This is a genomic window from Rathayibacter sp. PhB151, from assembly GCF_004366415.1.
GTDB classification, from domain to species: domain Bacteria; phylum Actinomycetota; class Actinomycetes; order Actinomycetales; family Microbacteriaceae; genus Rathayibacter; species Rathayibacter festucae.
In genome coordinates this window covers 916,499-933,939 of the sequence record NZ_SOEN01000006.1, presented here as the reverse complement: position 1 = coordinate 933,939, position 17,441 = coordinate 916,499, and the positions used below count along the sequence as shown (strand labels likewise).

Below are 17,441 nucleotides of genomic sequence, written 5' to 3'. Positions count from 1 at the left end.
CTGTTCTTCACGGCCCGCTACTTCACGACCGTCTTGGCCGCGCTCGTCTTGCTCAGCGTCGTGTAGCCCACCTTCGTGCCGGTGACCGTCACCGTGATCGCCTTGCCCGCGTCCGCCGACACCGTCTTGTAGGTCGCGGACGTCGCGCCCGAGATCGCCGTGCCGCCGCGCTTCCACTGGTAGCTCAGCGTGACGGGCGCCGGCGACCAGGTGCCCGGCACCGCGGTGAGGGTCTGGCCGACCTTCGCGGTTCCGGTGATCGTCGGGGTCGCGCCGGTGAGGACGCCCCCGGTGACGAGTGCGGTGGTGGCGCTGGTCTTGGTGGCGGGGGAGTAGCCGGTCTTCGTGGAGGTGACGGAGACGGTGATCGTGGCGCCGGCGTCCGAGGCCTTGAGCACGTACGTCTTCGCGGTGGCCCCGGAGATGTAGGAGCCGCCGTTCTTCTTCCACTGGTACGTCAGCGTCGTCCCGGCGTCCCACGTGCCGGGGTTGGCGGTGAGGGTCGAGCCGACCTTCGTCGTCCCGGTGATCGTCGGGGTGGGCATCAGCGTCTGCAGCGCCGCCTTCGCGGTGACCGCGGCGCTGGTCTTCGTGACCGCGGTGTAGCCGGACTTGGTGCCGGTGACGGCGACGGTGATCGCCGCTCCCGCGTCGGCCGCGACGAGCGTGTACGTGCTCGCGGTCGCGCCGCTGATCGCGGTGCCGTTGCGCTGCCACTGGTAGGCGAGCGTGACGGGCGAGGGCGTCCACGTGCCCGGAACGGCGGTCAGCTTCTGCCCGACGGTCGCGGTGCCGGTGATGGTCGGCGTGGCTCCCGTGATGACCGCGCCGTTGGTGACGGCCGCGGTCGTCGCGCTGGTCTTGGTCGCGGGGGAGTAGCCGGTCTTGGTGCCGGTGACGCTCACGGTCAGCGTCGCGCCGGCATCACTCGCCTTGAGGACGTAGGTCTTCGCGGTCGCGCCGGAGATGTAGACGCCGTTGTTCTTCTTCCACTGGTAGCTCAACGTGACGCCGGAGTCCCAGGTACCGGGGTTCGCGGTGAGCGTCGACCCGACAGTCGTGCTGCCGGTGATCGTCGGCGTCGGCATGAGCGTCTGCAGTGGCAGCCCGACCTGGGTGGCCGAGCTGGTGCGGGTCGCGGTCGTGTACCCGTACTTCGTGCCGGTGACGCTGACGGTCAGCGCGGTGCCGGAGTCGGCGGAGGTGACGACGTAGCTGCTGCCCGTGGCGCCGGCGATCGCGGTCCCGTTGCGCTTCCACTGGTACGCCAGCTCGACGGGCGCGGGACCCCAATTGCCCGGGTTCGCGGTGAGCGTCCCGCCGATCGCGGCGGACCCGGTCACGGTCGGCACCGAGTTCGTGAGCGAGCCGGAGGTGACGGTGACGGCGGCACTGGTGCGCGCGGCCGTCGCGTAGCCGGCCTTGGTGCCGGTGACCTGGACGGTGATCGACTCGTTGAAGTCCGAATCAGCCACCACGTACTGCGGACCGGTGGCGCCGTTGATGGGGTAGCCGTCGTTCAGCCACTGGTAGCTCAGGGCCACGGGCTGCGGTCCCCACGTGCCCGGCACAGCGGTCAGCGTGTCTCCGACTGTTGCCGAGCCGGTGATGGAGGGCGTCGGCGCGGTCAATGTGGCGACATTACTGAGCTTGAGGACGAAGTCGCCGCGGTTGAAACCGAAGTTCGAGACCTGGATGAAGTACGTCTTACCGGCGACGGTGGTGAAGTCGGTGTTCGCCCGGTCATAGGAGTAGTTCTCACCGGCTTCCGTCGACTGGTCCGGGCACTCGAGCAGAGTTCCGGGAGTGACGCCGTCAGAGTCGTAGACCCCTACATTCGCGGGGAAGTAGCTCTCGCCGAGATCTGCGTGCACGGTGCCGGAGCTGGTGGCGCGGTACTTGTACCAGACCGACCCCATGAAGGCGTTGAAGTCGCAGCCGCTGTATGGCCGGTACCAGTTGCGGTCGATTTTGGAAGTCGAGCCGTTGATCGTGGCAGGAAGCGCCGAGACGACAGATGCGGAGGAGTACGTGGTGTTGGGGATCGCAGCACTTGCGGAGAGGAAGAACTCCGCGGTGCCGGCCGGTTCGGTCGAGGTCGAGTAGTAGTCGGCGCTGACCTGGAAGTAGTAGGTCTTCCCCGCTTCTGCCTGCACGAAGTTCTCCGCCCGGAAGCCCGATTCCGTGCAGCTGATCCTGGTGCTGTCCGTGATCGGACCATCGACGAAGGCGCTGACGGTCGATGTCGACTCAGGCACCGTGCCGCCGAAGGTGAGGGTCTGCCGCTTGGTCGAGACGTACTTGAACCAGACCGACCCGCGGCCCTCAGAGAAGTACTCGGTGTTGTCGGGGTCGGTCGTCCGGCACGACGCCGTCTCCCCGTCAGAGAGCGTTGCCCCGTCGTACTGCGCGCTGTAGGTCGAATACGGCAGGCTCGTGACGACGGTCGCGTTCTCGCGGAGGTCGTTCGCCGGCGGCGTCGCGGCGACCAGCGCTCGCGGCTCCACTGCCTGTGGTGCGGCCTGCCGGGCGGCCGGTTCCTTCGTGTGCCACTCACCGGAGGTCTCGGAGACCGGCGCAGCCGAGGGGGCGGCTTCCGCCGCCACGGCCGCAGGAGCGACCAGGAGCCCGAAGCCGACCGCGAGGGCGGTGGCGAGGGCGAGGGCCCGCGCGCGGGCGGGACGGTGTTCGGGCATGACGACTCCAGGGCGAGCGGCGAGCGGGTGGCAGTGCGGTGCCTGCGGGACCCGAGCGCGGCAGAACCACGTTCGTCGAGAAGGCTCCTCAGTGTGATGAGATTCACAGGGAGCGGGTACCACCCGTTCGGGGCGGCCTGGAGAGAACTACTCAGCCGGGCGCACGGCTCGGCCGAGAGCCGGCCGCTACTGCAGCGGGTACGCGCGCCCGTTCACCAGCAGGGTGTCGCCGGCGGCGCTGTCCGGCCCCAGGTGGTCCTCGAGCGACGCGGCGGCCGTGTCGGCGGCGGCGCCCTGGGCGGCCACTCCGGTCGAGAGCAGCAGGCCGCAGGCCAGCGCGGTGATCACGGTGGTGCGGTTGCTCGGCATGCGGTTCATCGGCGTCGTCCTTGGCGTCGTGGGGGTCGCCGCCCCGGGGTGTAGGAGCGGTTTCAGAACGCTCCGAGCCTACGGCTCCGATCCGATGCGCCGCCTGGCACCTTTCTGGGGTTCCCCTGTGCGCCTTGTGGTTCGGCAGAGCGGAGGCCCCAGTCACGGACGCGCGGAGATCGCGTCCGACGCTCGGCTCGTGCTGAGGATCTGGTCTCGGAGGTCGGGCGAGAGCGAGCGGGCGACGAAGACGAGCGAGCGGCGGATGTTCTCGGGACGGCGGTCGAACACGGACTCGTTGTGAGCGAGACGGTTCCTGACATCTCGTAGGTCGGTGAGGGCGGCATGGATCTTCACGCGATCGGTGCCGGGCCGGTACGCCCGATTCAGTGCCGGCACCCACAGCGTCTTCTCGTGGAGCCCGTCCGAGAGGTAGGTCCAGAAGCCGAACATCAGTTCCGCGATGACCTTGCCGCGGGGCGTCCGCCCGCCGGCCGTGTACCTCGCGTACCTGCGGGCGGTCTTGATCGCGGCGCGCGGGGTCGCGTTCTTGTCCTGAGGCACACCGTGAGAGTCGAGAGAACGATGAACGGGCAGCAGTTGCTCGAACGACGCCTGTTCGATCCAGTCGCCGCCGCGAATTCCAGGGTGGGCGAGCAGTGCCCGGTCGTACGCGTTCCGCAGACCGACCTCGAGGTGACCGAGGTCGTGGAGCAACTCCGCCGACAGGCGTGCGTTCCACTCGTAGAAGGCGAGAGCGCGAGCGTGGTCGCCCCCTGCGGCTCGAACGTATTTAGCCAAGCGCTCGACGGTGAGCCAGTCGACGATTCATGATTCAGCACTGCTCGGCATGCTCCGCCCTCCCGGCGTACAATCGACCCATCGAGAGCCTTTGATGACCGATGCCGCTCAGGCGGCATGTCCCTCTGGCCACGACACGGGAACCCCGGTATCAGGCTACTGACCCGGGGTTTTCCTCTGCCCGCCCTGGCGCCCCGCGCTGCCGCGCGCACGCCCGCCGTAGGCTGGCCGGATGACGTCCCGGGTGCGCCTCCTGCTGGCCTCGTCGCATCCCGGGCCGACCGTCACCGTCACCGTGCTGGCGACCGTGCTCGCCGCGGCGTCCGGGCACGCACCGGGGATCGTCGTCCTCGTGGCGCTCGCCGTGCTCGCCGGGCAGCTCTCGATCGGGCTGGCGAACGACTGGATCGACGCCGACCGCGACCGCGCCGTCGGCCGCACCGACAAGCCCGTCGCGCTCGGCCGGATCAGCGTCGGCGAGGTCCGCGCCGCCGCACTCGGCACCGCCGCGGTCGCCGTCGTGCTCTCGCTCCTGCTCGGGCCGGTCGCCGCCGTCGCGCACCTCGTCCTCGTCGCCGCGGGCTGGGCCTACGACGCCGGGCTCAAGCGCACCGCGTTCTCCGTCGTCCCGTTCCTCGTCGCCTTCGGGCTGCTCCCCGTCGTCTCCGTCGCGGCGGGCGGCGGCCAGCTGCCGGCCTGGTGGGCGGTCGCCACGGGCGCGGTCTTCGGCGTCGCCATCCACTGCACCAACGTGCTCCCCGACCTCGTCGACGACGAGGCGACCGGCGTCCGCGGCTTCCCGCACCGCCTCGGGCTGCGGCTCTCCGGCGTCGTCGCGTTCGGCTCGCTGATGCTCGGCGCGGTCCTCGTGCTGCTCGGCCAGGTCGTCGGCGACGACCCGGTCGGCGGCGCCGGAGTCGTCCTCGCCGTCGTCGCGACCGTCGCGGTCCTCGTCCTCGCGGCCGCCGGCATCCGCCTCGTGCTCACCGGCCCGCCGACCCGCACGCTGTTCCGCCTGGTGATCGCCTCGTCGCTCGTCCTCGTCGTCGAACTCGGCCTGGCGGGCGCTCGACTCGTCGCCTGACCAGCCCCGGCAGCCCGAACAGCAGCCCCACCAGCAGCCTTACGACCACCGCATCGAGTACACCCGCGCGAGCAGGTCCGAGGTCGGCAGCGCCAGCAGCGTCCGCAGCAGTCCCTCGCGGCCGAGCAGCCCCGCGCCGCCGGTCGGCCGCCCCGCCGCCATGTTCAGCTCGGCCTGCCGCGCCGCGCGCCGGGCCACCCGCATCCGCCGCCGGGCGAACGCGGGGAACGGCCCCGCCGCACCGCTGCGCACGGCGTCCGCGAGCAGCGGCGCGAGCTCGGCCGCGTCCAGCCAGCCCAGATTCATCCCCTGCCCGCCGATCGGGCTGATCTCGTGCGCCGCGTCCCCGATCAGCACCACCCGGCCCACGCCGATCCGCTCGGCCGCGCGCCGCCGCACCTGGAAGCCGCTGAGCATCGTGCAGGTCGCCGGGTCGGGCTCCGCGCCGGTCCGCGCCCGCACCACGGTGCTGAGCGCCAGGGCGGACGCCGGATCGGGCGCCGCATCCGGCCGCCAGGCGGGCGCCACCAGATCGTCACCCGCGAGCGCCACGTAGCGCCGCCGACCGCCCGGCAGCGGGAACGACTCGATCACGCCGTCCGGCCCGACGTCGACGAGCGCCGACGACGCCCGCGCGGCCGGCTCTGGATCGGCGAAGTCGCCCATCACGTAGGAGTCGGGGTAGTCGCGGCCCGTGCTGCGGATCCCGAGCAGCTCGCGCACCGCGCTGCGCGCCCCGTCCGCGCCGACGACGAAGGCGGCGCGCACCGTCACCGGAGCGCCGTGCTCGTCCGTCCCGGTCGCGTCGACGTGGTCGCGCCCGCGAGCGAGCCCGGTCAGCGTGACACCCGAGCGCAGCGCATCCGGCGCCACCTCGCGAAGCCGCTCGCGCAGGATCGACTCGGTGCGGTGCTGATCGAGCGTGACCACGTACGGATGCGTGCGCGAGGCCCGCGCGAACGACAGCGCTCCGAGCACCCGGCGCCGGCTCACCGCGACGCCCTCGGCGACCCGGACGCCCTCGGCGAGGATCCGCTCGGTCGCACCGACCCCGGCCATCGCGTCGAGCGAGGGCGGATGGATGCCGATCGCCCGCGAGCCGGCGGGCACCGCGGTCCGCCGCTCCCAGACCTGCACGTCGACCCCGCGCCGGGCGAGCAGCGCGCCCAGCAGCACGCCGACCGGTCCGCCGCCGACGACCAGCACGTCGGTCCGCTGCAGGCTCATCCCCCCATGCAAGCAGACGCGCGGGAGCGACAGGCCGGAGCAGAACGTCACCGCCCCGAAACAGCCCCGGCATCTGCGCTCCCTAGCCTGGCCACGGTCTCCGCGGTCGGCGCGGAGCACGACGCCGCTGAACGGGGCACACATGAGTGGGAACACGGTCCGCCGCGACGCGATCAAGGACGTCGAAGCCTACGTACCGCCCGCGGTCGTCTTCGACCAGACCGAGGCGCCGGGCGAGATCTTCGGCTCGAACGTCTTCAGCACGATCGTGATGCGGCAGCGCCTGCCGAAGTCGGTCTTCAAGTCGGTCATGGCGACCATCGAGCACGGCGCCGTGCTCGACCCGCTGGTCGCCGACGCCGTCGCCTCGGCGATGAAGGACTGGGCGCTCGAGAAGGGCGCGACCCACTACGCGCACGTCTTCTACCCGCTCACCGGGCTCACCGCCGAGAAGCACGACAGCTTCTTCGAGCCGGTCGGCGACGGCTCCGCTCTGGCCGAGTTCGCCGGCAAGACCCTGGTCCAGGGCGAGCCCGACGCGTCGAGCTTCCCCAACGGCGGGCTCCGCAACACCTTCGAGGCCCGCGGCTACACCGGCTGGGACGTCACCAGCCCGGCCTATGTGCTCGAGAACCCGAACGGCAACACCCTCTGCATCCCGACCGTCTTCGTCTCGATGACCGGCGAGGCCCTCGACCACAAGACGCCGCTGCTGCGCTCGCAGCAGGCGATGGGCGAGCACGCCGTCCGCATCCTGAAGCTCTTCGGCCACGTCGCGCCCAAGCCCGTCGTCTCGTTCTGCGGACCGGAGCAGGAGTACTTCCTGATCGACCGGCACTTCTTCCTCGCCCGCCCCGACCTGCTGAACGCCGGCCGCACCCTCTTCGGCACCAAGCCGCCCAAGGGCCAGGAGTTCGACGACCACTACTTCGGCGCCATCCCGGAGCGCGTGCTCGGCTTCATGATGGACACCGAGCGCGAGCTGTTCAAGCTCGGCATCCCCGCGAAGACCCGGCACAACGAGGTCGCGCCGGGCCAGTTCGAGATCGCCCCGATGTTCGAGCGCGGCAACATCGCCGCCGACCACCAGCAGCTCCTGATGACCACGTTCAAGTCGGTCGCGAAGAAGCACGGGATGGAGTGCCTCTTCCACGAGAAGCCCTTCCTCGGGGTCAACGGCTCGGGCAAGCACGTCAACTTCTCGCTCGGCAACAGCGAGCTCGGCTCGCTCCTCGTCCCCGGCGACACCCCGCACGAGAACGCGCAGTTCCTGGTGTTCTGCGCCGCGGTCATCCGCGCGGTGCACCGCTACGGCGGCCTGCTGCGCGCCTCCGTCGCCTCCGCCTCGAACGACCACCGCCTCGGTGCCAACGAGGCCCCGCCCGCGATCATCTCGATCTTCCTCGGCGACCAGCTCGCCGACGTCTTCGAGCAGCTCGCGAAGGGCCCGGCGACCTCGTCGAAGGGGCGCGGCGCGATGCAGATCGGCGTCGACACCCTGCCGATCCTCCCGACCGACCCGGGCGACCGCAACCGCACCAGCCCGTTCGCCTTCACCGGCAACCGCTTCGAGTTCCGCGCGCCGGGCTCGATGCAGTCGGTCGCCGGCCCGATGGTGACGATCGCCACGATCATGGCGGAGTCGCTCGACTTCGCCGCGACCGAGCTCGAGACCGCGGTCGCCGCCGGCACCGACTTCGACACCGCGGTGCAGGACCTCCTGACCGCGATCATCACCGAGCACGGCGCGGTCGTCTTCAACGGCGACGGCTACGCGGACGCCTGGCCGATCGAGGCCGAGAAGCGCGGGCTCGCCAACCTGCGCACGACGCTCGACGCCCTGCCCGAGCTCATCACCGACTCCGCCCTCGAGCTCTTCGAGAAGTACCGGGTCTTCAACCACCGCGAGATGCACAGCCGCTACGAGATCGGCCTCGAGCAGTACGCACTGTCGGTCGGTGTCGAGGCGCGGTTGACGCTCGAGATGGGCACGACCTCGATCCTGCCGGCCGCCGTGCGGCACCAGACCGAGGTCGCGCTGAACGTCGGCGCGCTGAAGGCCGCCGGAGTGGAGCCGGATCTCGCGCCGCTGCACGAGGTCAGCGCGCCGATCGCCGACCTGCGCACGGCGCTCGCCGCCCTGAAGGACGCGCTCGCGGTCGAGCCGGGCCACACGGCCCTCGCCGAGGCGGAGCACGCCCGCGCCGCGCTGATCCCGGCGATGGCGGCGGTCCGCGAGGCGGCCGACACCATCGAGGGGCTCATCGCCGACGACCTCTGGCCGCTGCCGACCTACCAGGAGATGCTCTTCATCCTGTGAGCGAGTCGCCTCGCCCTGGTCGCCGCCTCAGCGCGCGCGGAGCAGGGCGAGGAACTCGTCGGCCATCGCCAGCTGGTCCTGCAGCTTCGCGCGGCGGAGCGACGCCTCCTCCTCGAAGGCGGCCAGCTGTGCGCGGATCGCGGCGGTCTCCTCCGGGGTCTGCGCCTGCTCGAGGCTGTGGACGACGCGCAGCAGCTCGGTCATCGCGTCGAGCGTGTAGCCGAGCGGCTTCATCCGGCGGATGAGGAGCAGGCGGTCGAAGTCGCGCTCGGTGTAGAGGCGGAACCCGCCCTCGGTGCGCCCGCTCGGCCGGAGCAGCCCGACCTCGTCGTAGTGCCGGATCGTCCGCAGCGACAGCGACGACCGGTCGGCGAGCTCGCCGATGCGCATGGTCGCCTCGACCTCCTCGGCCGTCAGCTCGGTCGCGTGCTCGGTGCTGCGCTCGTCCGCCATCTCGACTCCGTTCCGTCAACCCTCACGTTACGGTAGGTTGGTCCGTCGTGTCCGTCCCCACCAGCCCCACCAGCCTGCCCGGGCCCCGCCCCGCCGCCGCGAACCGCGCGATCACCGTCCTCGACGCCCTCCGCTCGCCGCGCCAGCTCTCTCGCGAGGTGCTCGCCGGCATGGTGACGACCCTCGCGCTGGTGCCCGAGGTCATCTCCTTCTCGGTCGTCGCGGGAGTGGACCCGATGGTGAGCCTCGTCGCCTCGATCGTCCTCGCGCTGACCATGTCGATCCTCGGCGGGCGCCCCGGCGTCATCACCGCGGCCGCCGGCTCCGTCGCGCTGGTCATCGCGCCGCTCGTCTCGGAGCACGGCGTCGAGTACGTGCTGCCGACCGTGATCCTCGCCGCGGTCATCCAGATCGTCTTCGGCTTCGCCGGCCTCGCGCGGCTGATGCGGTTCATCCCGCGCTCCGTGATGATCGGCTTCGTCAACGCGCTCGGGATCCTGATCTTCCTGGCGCAGGTGCCCCATGTCATAGGTGTGCCCTGGATCGCCTACGCGCTCTTCGCCGCGACCCTGCTGATCATCTTCGTGCTGCCCCGCTTCACCACCGCGGTGCCGGCTCCGCTCGTCGCGATCGTCGTCGTGACGGCCGTCGTCATCCTGGCGAACCTGGCCGTCCCGGACGTCGCCGACGAGGGACCGCTGACCGGGCAGCTGCCCGGCATCACGCCGTTCCTGGTGCCGCTGGACCTCGCGACGCTGCAGCTGATCCTGCCGACGGCGCTCAGCGTCGCCTTCGTCGGCCTGATGGAGACGCTGCTCACCGCCAAGCTCGTCGACGAGATGACCGGCACCCCCTCGCACAAGGGCCGCGAGTCCTGGGCGCTCGGCGTCTCGAACCTGCTCGCCGGCTTCTACGGCGGCATCGCCGGCTGCGCGATGATCGGCCAGACCGTGCTCAACGTGAAGACCGGCGGGGCGCGCACCCGGATCTCGACGATCGTCGCCGGCGTCTTCCTGCTCGCCCTGGTCACCGGGCTCAGCTCCGCGATGGGCCGCATTCCGATGGTGGCGCTCGCCGCGGTGATGATGATCGTCGCGATCAGCACCGTCGACTGGCACAGCCTCCGCCCCTCGACCCTGCGCCGGATGCCCGTGCCCGAGACGCTCGTGATGGTCGTCACCGTCGTGGTCGTCGTCGCGACCGACAACCTCGCGCTGGGTGTCCTGGTCGGCGTGATCCTGGCGATGATCCTCTTCGCCCGCCGTGTCGCCCACGTCATCGCGGTCGAGCGCGCCCTCGCCGACGACGGCGAGTCGGTCCGCTACACCGTGACCGGCCCGCTCTTCTTCGGCAGCAGCAACGACCTCGTCGACCGCTTCGCCTACTCCGACGACCCGTCCGCCGTCGTCATCGACCTCGGCCGCGCCCAGATCTGGGACGCCTCCACCGTCGCCGCCCTCGACTCCATCGAGACGAAGTACCGCGACCACGGCGCCACCGTCACCATCGAGGGCCTCGACGAGCGCAGCACCGGCTTCCACCGCCGCCTGACGGGCCGCCTCGGCAGCTGACCCGGGAAGGAGGTCGGGCTGAAGGGCCTGTGGCGCACATCGATGCCACTTTGCGCACGATCTGCGAGAGCGAGTCCTAAGCTCCGTCCCCATGACGGGGAAGCCGACGGCGCGCATCTACGTCGACGGCTTCAACCTGTACCGACGAGCACTGGACGAGAAGCCGCATCTCAAGTGGCTCGATCTGCGGGCGGCGGCGCAGGCGATCATGCCCGACCACGAGGTGACGTTCGTCAGGTACTTCACGGCGAACGTGCGCCCGGGGATGTCGACGGACGTGCGGGCCCCCGTGCGGCAGCAGACCTATCTCCGGGCGCTCGGGACGGACCCGCTGGTGTCGATCCACTATGGGACGTTCCGGAACGACAACCGATGGATGGACGCCGTCCCGCTCGTGATCGATCCGGCGACCGGGCGGTACGTGCAGGTCAAGGTCCGCAAAGTGGAGGAGAAGGGCTCGGACGTTCACCTCGCTGCGCGGATGGTCGCGGACTCCCACCTCTCCCTGGCCGACATCTACGTCCTGCTCTCGAACGACTCCGATCAGGTGCCGCCGCTGCAGATCCTGCGGGAGTCAGGACACGATTTCGGCATCATCTTCCCGATGCCCTCGGCCCGGAGCTCGAAGGAGCTGGTCAAGACCGCCCCGGCCTTCGTCGGTCACGTCACGGACGCGGTGCTGGCGGAGTCGCAGTTCCCGTCGGAGCTCGTCGACAGCAGGGGAAGGGTCTTCCGCCGTCCCATCGCCTGGGCGCAGCGCCCCCTGAGGGGAAATTCCGAAGGCCCCGCCGAAGCGGGGCCTTCTAACCGGTAACCGAGGTATCCGGGGGTGTGCCACCATGCTAGCCCTGGCCGACGCCGGAGCGTCGTGTGCACGCTCGGGTGGCGCATCTTCCACCGTCGCCTGATGAGACGCCTCGGCAGCTGAGCGGGTGCACCCGAGGCCCCACATGCTGGTCGAGTGACCCGCGCAGCGGACCCTGAATGCTGATCGAGTAGCTTGCGCAGCGGGCGTATCGAGATCCACCCGTCTCAGCACGGCAGGTCTCGATACGCCGCTGCGCGCTTACTCCATCAGCACGGTCCGGGTTGCGCGCGGGAGACCGAGTGGAGGAGCCTCGGAGGCCTCCGGAGTACGCTCGCGCGCATCCCTTCCGACGCTCAGCAAGGAGCACGACCATGACCGACGACGCTCAGGGCTTCACCCTCACCCGGCTGTTCGACGCGACGCCCCAGGAGATCTGGAGCGCGTGGACCGACCCCGACGAGATCGCCCAGTGGTGGCACCCGCGCGGGCTGACCACTCCGCGCGAGTCGGTCGAGGTCGACCTGAAGGTCGGCGGCCGCTACGCCTACACGATGGTTTCGACCGCGAGCGAGGAGACCTACCCGACCGGCGGTGTCTACCGCGAGATCACGGCCCCCGAGAAGCTCGTCTTCACCTGGGGCGAGCCCGGCGACGCGGATGCGCCCGTCGTGACCGTGTCGATCCGCTCGGCCGGCGAGCTGACCCGGCTCACCTTCGAGCTGGCCGGCGTCGACGGCGAGCAGGGCGACGACTCGTTCTACGACGGCTGGGACCAGGCGATCGACGCGCTGGCCGACCACCTCGATCCGGCCGCGACCGTCGCGGGCTGAGCCCTCCTCCGCGACGCTCGGGGCCGTCAACCCCCTGTGGCCGACGGCGCCGCGCGGGGTTGTCTGGTGGGCCCGGCCTCTCCGAGAGACGGGGAGAGACGGAGGCGCCCTTGACCGCGCAGACCACCAGGACCACCGGCGACCGCATCGCCGCGATCGAGACCTACGCCGACGACGCCGGCTGGCACAACCGCATCGCGGGCGCCGCGGTCCCGCTCACCCGGCACGACTCCCGCGAGGAGGCGGAGCGCCTCGGCGCCGAGATGGCACGGCAGCGCGGCGGCGGCCACCGGGTCCTCGCCTAGCGTCACTTCCCCGCGCCGGCCGCGCTGCCCAGGGCCTGCCCAGGGCGCGGTGACAGGCTGACGGGAGCCGATGACGGCGAACCGGACGAGGGAGCAGTACCCGGCAGCACGACAAGACTGACTCGAAGGAGTGAGTCGTCGTGTCCTGGATCGTCCTGATCGTCTCCGGTGTCCTCGAGGCCGTGTGGGCCACCGCCCTCGGCAAGTCGGAGGGGTTCACCCGCCTCTGGCCGTCCGTGATCTTCGGAGTCGGCGTCGTCGCCAGTCTGTCCGGGCTCGCCTACGCGATGCGCGACCTGCCCACCGGCACGGCCTACGCCGTCTGGGTCGGGATCGGCGCCTCGCTGACCGTGCTCTACGGCATGTTCTTCGGCGGTGAGGGCTTCTCGCTCGTCCGCACGCTGCTGGTCCTCGGGATCGTCGGCTGCGTGATCGGGCTGAAGCTGCTGCACTGATCCGGTGCTGTCCGAGGCGACGTTCCGCGCCAGCGCATTGCAGGAGAACGATCGTTCCCCTAGGCTCTGAACCCCAGGGAGAGCGCCGGTACGGCAGGTGCTCCCCGTCCCGAAGGAGGAACCATGCCCACTCGTTCTGCACGCACCGCCTGGAACGGCTCGCTCGAGACCGGCGAGGGCCAGGTCGAGCTCTCGAGCTCGAAGCTCGGCACCTACGACGTCTCGTTCCCCAAGCGCGCGGCCGACGACGCCAACGGCTCGACCAGCCCCGAGGAGCTCCTCGGTGCCGCGCACTCCGCCTGCTACGCCATGCAGTTCTCGGCCGTCCTCGGCCAGGCCGGCGGCACCGTCGAGGCGCTCGACGTCCGCGCCGACGTCTCGCTCGGCCCGGACTCGGCCGGCGGCTTCAAGCTGACCAAGATCGCCCTCGTCGTCAGCGGCGAGGTCTCCGGCATCGACGAGGCCGCGTTCCTCAAGGCCGCCGAGGACGCGAAGAACACCTGCCCCGTCAGCAAGGCGCTCACCGGAGTCGAGATCACCCTCGACGCCACCTTCGAGGGCTGACGCTCCTCGCCCACGCACAGAAGCACCCCGTCGCGCACTGCGGCGGGGTGCTTCTGCGCGTGCGGTGGGAGGTCTCGATACGCCCGCTGCGCCTCATGCTGGTCGAGTAGCCCCGCAGGGGCGTATCGAGACCCCGCGTCAGGCGTCCGCGCGGTAGCGGAAGCCCGCGCCGAGGTGCTCCTCCGGCAGGCGGTCGCCGCGGCCGTGCAGCTTCTGGCGGAGGGTGCCCTCGACGTACTCGTCGGGGTAGGCGCCGCGGCGGCGCAGCTCCGGCACGATGAACTCGACGACGTCCTCGAAGGTGCCCGGCGTGATCGCGTAGGCCAGGTTGAAGCCGTCGACGTCGGTGTCCTCGACCCACTCCTGCAGGTGGTCGGCCACCTCGGAGGGCGAGCCGACGATGAACGGGCCGAGGCCGCCGATCGCGCCGAGCTTGGCGATGTCGCGGACCTTCCACTCGCTGCCGTCCTCGTTCGCCTCCTGGAAGTTGGCGACGGTCGACTGGATCGCGTTGCTCTTCACGTTGCCGATCGGCTCGTCGAGGTCGTACTGCGAGAGGTCGATTCCCATCCAGCCCGACATGAAGACCAGCGCGCCCTCCTCGCTCGCGTAGGAGAGGTAGTCGCGGTGCTTCGCGTGCGCCTTCTCGCTGGTCTCGTCGGTGATGATCGTCAGCAGCGTGTAGATCTTCGCGGAGTGGCGGTCGCGGCCGGCCGCCTCGAGCGCGTCGCGGATCCGCGAGACGGTGGCCTTGAGGCCGGCCTTGGTCGAGGACGCGACGAAGATCGCCTCCGCGTTGCCCGCCGCGAAGCGGATCCCGCGCGGCGAGGCGCCCGCCTGGTAGATGACGGGGGTGCGCTGCAGCGACGGCTCCGAGAGGTGGATGCCGGGGACCGTGAAGTTCTTGCCGCGGTGGCCGATCTCGTGCACCTTCGCCGGGTCGGTGAACACGCCGGACTCGCGGTCGCGGATCACGGCGTCGTCCTCCCAGGATCCCTCCCACAGCTTGTAGAGGACCTCGAGGTACTCGTCGGCGACGTCGTAGCGGTCGTCGTGCTCGAGCTGGTCCTCGTGGCCCATGTTGCGCGCGGCGCTGGGGAGGTAGCCGGTGACGACGTTCCAGCCGACGCGGCCCTTGGTCAGGTGGTCGAGCGTCGACATGCGGCGCGCGAACGGGTACGGGTGCTCGTAGGCGGTGCCGGCCGTGATGCCGAAGCCGAGGTGCTCGGTCGCCGCGGCCATCGCCGAGACGAGCAGGATCGGGTCGTTCACCGGGACCTGCGCGCCGTGCCGGATCGCGGCCTCGTTCGAGCCGCCGTAGACGTCGTACGTGCCGAGGACGTCGGCGATGAAGATGCCGTCGAAGGTGCCCCGCTCGAGCAGCTTCGCCAGATCGGTCCAGTAGGAGAGGTCCTTGTAGCGCCAGGACTGGTCCTGAGGGTGGCGCCACATGCCCGAGGACTGGTGGGCGACGCAGTTCATGTCGAAGGCGTTGAAGCGGATCTGGCGAGTCATCCCTCGATCGTGCCCAGTGCGGCCGGGAATCGGCACCGCTGTCGTCGCACGACGTCACAAAGCGATGGCCGTCGGACTGCCCGCGCAACCCGAAACAGCGCGGCCTTTGATTCGGGTTGTAGGGTTAACCCGAATTAGCGCACCCGCTGATTCGGGTTGTCGAGGGGAGCCCGATGACGTCCGAGTGGCCGGCGCACGAGCACGAGACGCGGCCCTGGCGACAGACCGTCCGGGCCGGCACGCGCGCGGACCGGATGCTCAGCGAGGTCGTGGTCGCCCTGCCGCCGCTGATCGCGAAGTCCTCTTGGGAGCCGCCGCCCGCCTCCCGGCCGGCGCTCGACGACGCGCGGCACGCGGTCATCGCCCTGGACGCCGAGTACGGGAACCGGCTCGGCGTGCTCGGTCGGCTCCTGCTCCGGACCGAGGCGGTCTCCTCCTCCAAGATCGAAGACGAAGAGGCGAGTCTCGAGGACTTCGCCCGCGCCACCGTCGGCATCCGAGCGAACTCCAGTGCGACGTCGATGGTCGCCGCTGCGGAGGCGATGACGGGCATGGTCGACGCCGCCGGCCGGACCGGCCTGATCGATGAGGCCGCGATCCTCACGGCGCACCGGGTCCTGATGGCCGACGACCCGGTGGACGCCCGCTACGCCGGGGCCTACCGGCCCATGCAGAACTGGATCGGCGGCAGCGACCACTCCCCGCGCGGTGCGGTGCACGTTCCGCCGCCGCCCGGGGCGGTCCCGGCCCTGATGGCCGACCTGATCCGGTTCTCGAATCGGAGCGACCTCGACCCGATCGTGCAGGCCGCGATCGCGCACGCGCAGTTCGAGTCGATCCACCCCTTCACCGACGGCAACGGGCGCATCGGCCGCGCGCTGATCACCGCGATCCTCCGCCGGCGCGGGCTGACGCGGACCACTGTCGTCCCCGTGGCGTCGGCGCTGGTCGCGGATCGCGAGCGCTACTTCGAGCTGGTGAACGACTACCGGGACGGCGCGCTCGCGCCCTTCGTCGACGAGCTCGCGCGGGCCTGCGCGGTCGCGGCTCCCGAATCGGCCCGGACGGCCGCCGTCCTCGAGGCGCTCCCGGCGGCGTGGTGGGCCGCCGTCCGGCCGCGCGCGGGGAGTGCGGCGGCGCTCCTCCTCGACGGGCTGCTCGACCACCCGATCGTCACGACCGCCCGCGCGATCGAGCTGACCGGACGGGCGCCCTCGAGCGTCGGTGCGGCGATCGGGCAGCTCGTCGCCGTCGGTGTGCTGACTCCGCTGACCGACCGCAAGCGGGACCAGGCCTGGGTGGCCGTCGACGTCCTCGACGAGCTGGCCGACCTGGAGGACCGCATCGGCACGGCGATGCTCGACGCGCAGACGGGATGAGCCGGTCGAACTGCTCGCCCTCTACGCCAGCTCGCGGGCCAGGAAGCGCACGTGCTCGCGGATCTGGAACACCTCGCCGCCCTCGTGGCCGTTGAACGGGTAGACGCGGATCTCGCGCGGGCCGGCGTAGCGGTTGTAGGAGGCGTAGACGGTGGAGGGCGGGCAGATCTCGTCGAGCAGGGCGACGGAGAACATCGCCGGGACCTCCGCGTGCGGGGCGAACGAGGTGCCGTCGAAGTAGGACAGGGTGTCGAAGACGAACGACTCCGAGCCGCGGTGAGTGCGCAGGTAGCGCACGACCTCGCCGTAGGGCATGGTCTCCACGATCCGGACGGCGTGGCCGATGTGGCTGAGGAACGGGACGTCGATGATCGCGGCGCGCGCCGACTCCGACTCCCCGAGCAGGCCCAGGACGCCGGCGACGGCGAGGCAGATGCCGCCGCCCTGGCTGCCGCCCGAGATCGCGACGCGAGCCGGGTCGACGGCGGGGTGCGCCCGCAGCACGTCGAGCGCGCGGACCGCGTCGGTGAAGACGCGGCGGTAGAAGTGGTCCGTGGGCGATTCGATGCCCTGGGTCATGAAGCCGCTGACGTGCGGGCCGCTGCCGACCGGGTCGGGGGTGTCGCCGCCGCGGTGGCCGGAGCCCTGGCCGCGGGTGTCCATCACCAGGTGCGCGTAGCCGGCGGCGCTCATCGCGGTCCACTCGTCGACCAGGCCGCGGCCGCCGCCGTAGCCGATGTAGGTGACCAGCGCGGGGAGCGGGCCCTCGACGCCGCGGGGGAGGATCAGCCAGCCGCGGATCGGGTGGCCGCCGAAGCCGGAGAAGGTGACGTCGAAGGTCTCCAGGAGCGGGAAGCCGGCGTCGACGGGCTCGAAGACGGGCTCGGTCGCGAGGCCGCGGGCCTCGGCGATGGTCTCGCGCCAGAAGTCCGCGAAGCCCTCGGGCTCCGGCAGGTCGGGCTGGTACTGCTCGAGGAGCTCGAGCGGAAGGTCGAACTGCGGCATCGCGGTCTCCGGGGTCGTTCGTCAGCGGACGCTCGAACCTATCGCGGCGACGCGCGTCC

The 17,441-nt window shown here is 71.0% G+C and carries 17 protein-coding genes and 1 riboswitch; of the genes, 10 read left to right on the top strand and 7 right to left on the bottom strand.

The window, feature by feature from the left end:
- Nucleotides 1–17 precede the first annotated feature (17 nt).
- The 3 genes from EDF35_RS20675 to EDF35_RS21145 all read right to left on the bottom strand — a co-directional run bounded on the left by EDF35_RS20675 (nt 18) and on the right by EDF35_RS21145 (nt 3,629).
- Complete coding sequence (locus EDF35_RS20675) at nt 18–2,696, bottom strand: hypothetical protein (protein WP_166674009.1); 2,679 nt, start codon at nt 2,694–2,696, stop codon at nt 18–20.
- A gap of 186 nt (nt 2,697–2,882) precedes the next feature.
- Nucleotides 2,883–3,074, bottom strand: coding sequence for a hypothetical protein (locus EDF35_RS04975; RefSeq protein WP_123444478.1), 192 nt, complete (start codon nt 3,072–3,074; stop codon nt 2,883–2,885).
- Between the two features lie 153 nt (nt 3,075–3,227).
- On the bottom strand, nt 3,228–3,629 hold the full coding sequence (locus tag EDF35_RS21145) for a hypothetical protein (protein WP_221181068.1): 402 nt from the start codon (nt 3,627–3,629) through the stop codon (nt 3,228–3,230).
- A 21-nt stretch (nt 3,630–3,650) separates the two neighbouring features.
- Between EDF35_RS21145 and EDF35_RS21140 the strand changes: the two genes are divergently transcribed.
- Together EDF35_RS21140 and EDF35_RS04965 are read left to right on the top strand one after the other, a co-directional pair.
- Nucleotides 3,651–3,899 (top strand): hypothetical protein, encoded by a 249-nt coding sequence (locus EDF35_RS21140; RefSeq protein ID WP_243839847.1) that lies wholly within the window; start codon nt 3,651–3,653, stop codon nt 3,897–3,899.
- Nucleotides 3,900–4,098: 199 nt separating this feature from the next.
- Nucleotides 4,099–4,950, top strand: coding sequence for a UbiA family prenyltransferase (locus EDF35_RS04965; RefSeq protein WP_133960928.1), 852 nt, complete (start codon nt 4,099–4,101; stop codon nt 4,948–4,950).
- Nucleotides 4,951–4,989: 39 nt separating this feature from the next.
- On the opposite strand, the gene EDF35_RS04960 is transcribed toward EDF35_RS04965, so the two are convergent.
- On the bottom strand, nt 4,990–6,177 hold the full coding sequence (locus tag EDF35_RS04960; RefSeq protein ID WP_243839846.1) for an NAD(P)/FAD-dependent oxidoreductase: 1,188 nt from the start codon (nt 6,175–6,177) through the stop codon (nt 4,990–4,992).
- A 142-nt stretch (nt 6,178–6,319) separates the two neighbouring features.
- Here EDF35_RS04960 and EDF35_RS04955 point away from each other — a divergent pair, with 142 nt between their 5' ends.
- Nucleotides 6,320–8,497: a glutamine synthetase III gene (locus EDF35_RS04955; protein ID WP_133960927.1), complete on the top strand. Its 2,178-nt coding sequence runs from the start codon at nt 6,320–6,322 to the stop codon at nt 8,495–8,497.
- 27 nt (nt 8,498–8,524) lie between these two features.
- On the opposite strand, the gene EDF35_RS04950 is transcribed toward EDF35_RS04955, so the two are convergent.
- Nucleotides 8,525–8,950 carry a MerR family transcriptional regulator gene (locus tag EDF35_RS04950; protein ID WP_133960926.1) on the bottom strand — a complete coding sequence of 142 codons (426 nt, stop codon included), beginning with the start codon at nt 8,948–8,950 and terminating at the stop codon, nt 8,525–8,527.
- A gap of 74 nt (nt 8,951–9,024) precedes the next feature.
- On the opposite strand from EDF35_RS04950, the gene EDF35_RS04945 reads away from it, so the two are divergent.
- The 6 genes from EDF35_RS04945 to EDF35_RS04920 all read left to right on the top strand — a co-directional run bounded on the left by EDF35_RS04945 (nt 9,025) and on the right by EDF35_RS04920 (nt 13,483).
- Nucleotides 9,025–10,521: a SulP family inorganic anion transporter gene (locus EDF35_RS04945; protein WP_166674039.1), complete on the top strand. Its 1,497-nt coding sequence runs from the start codon at nt 9,025–9,027 to the stop codon at nt 10,519–10,521.
- Between the two features lie 91 nt (nt 10,522–10,612).
- Nucleotides 10,613–11,335, top strand: coding sequence for an NYN domain-containing protein (locus EDF35_RS04940; protein WP_123731738.1), 723 nt, complete (start codon nt 10,613–10,615; stop codon nt 11,333–11,335).
- A 365-nt stretch (nt 11,336–11,700) separates the two neighbouring features.
- On the top strand, nt 11,701–12,159 hold the full coding sequence (locus EDF35_RS04935; RefSeq protein WP_133960925.1) for an SRPBCC domain-containing protein: 459 nt from the start codon (nt 11,701–11,703) through the stop codon (nt 12,157–12,159).
- Between the two features lie 110 nt (nt 12,160–12,269).
- Complete coding sequence (locus tag EDF35_RS04930; RefSeq protein WP_123731740.1) at nt 12,270–12,464, top strand: DUF2188 domain-containing protein; 195 nt, start codon at nt 12,270–12,272, stop codon at nt 12,462–12,464.
- Between the two features lie 61 nt (nt 12,465–12,525).
- A riboswitch (guanidine-III (ykkC-III) riboswitch) is annotated at nt 12,526–12,591 on the top strand.
- Between the two features lie 13 nt (nt 12,592–12,604).
- On the top strand, nt 12,605–12,919 hold the full coding sequence (locus EDF35_RS04925; RefSeq protein WP_123444485.1) for a multidrug efflux SMR transporter: 315 nt from the start codon (nt 12,605–12,607) through the stop codon (nt 12,917–12,919).
- 123 nt (nt 12,920–13,042) lie between these two features.
- Nucleotides 13,043–13,483 (top strand): OsmC family peroxiredoxin, encoded by a 441-nt coding sequence (locus EDF35_RS04920; protein WP_123444486.1) that lies wholly within the window; start codon nt 13,043–13,045, stop codon nt 13,481–13,483.
- Between the two features lie 138 nt (nt 13,484–13,621).
- Here EDF35_RS04920 and EDF35_RS04915 read toward each other — a convergent pair whose 3' ends face one another.
- Nucleotides 13,622–14,998, bottom strand: a complete 1,377-nt coding sequence (locus tag EDF35_RS04915) for an LLM class flavin-dependent oxidoreductase (RefSeq protein WP_123705756.1) — start codon at nt 14,996–14,998, stop codon at nt 13,622–13,624.
- Nucleotides 14,999–15,171: 173 nt separating this feature from the next.
- On the opposite strand from EDF35_RS04915, the gene EDF35_RS04910 reads away from it, so the two are divergent.
- Entirely contained in the window at nt 15,172–16,377 is a 1,206-nt protein-coding gene (locus tag EDF35_RS04910; protein ID WP_133960924.1) for a Fic family protein, read from the top strand.
- A 21-nt stretch (nt 16,378–16,398) separates the two neighbouring features.
- Here the strand turns inward: EDF35_RS04910 and EDF35_RS04905 are convergent, their stop codons facing one another.
- Nucleotides 16,399–17,382 carry an acetylxylan esterase gene (locus EDF35_RS04905; RefSeq protein WP_133960923.1) on the bottom strand — a complete coding sequence of 328 codons (984 nt, stop codon included), beginning with the start codon at nt 17,380–17,382 and terminating at the stop codon, nt 16,399–16,401.
- Nucleotides 17,383–17,441 lie beyond the last annotated feature (59 nt).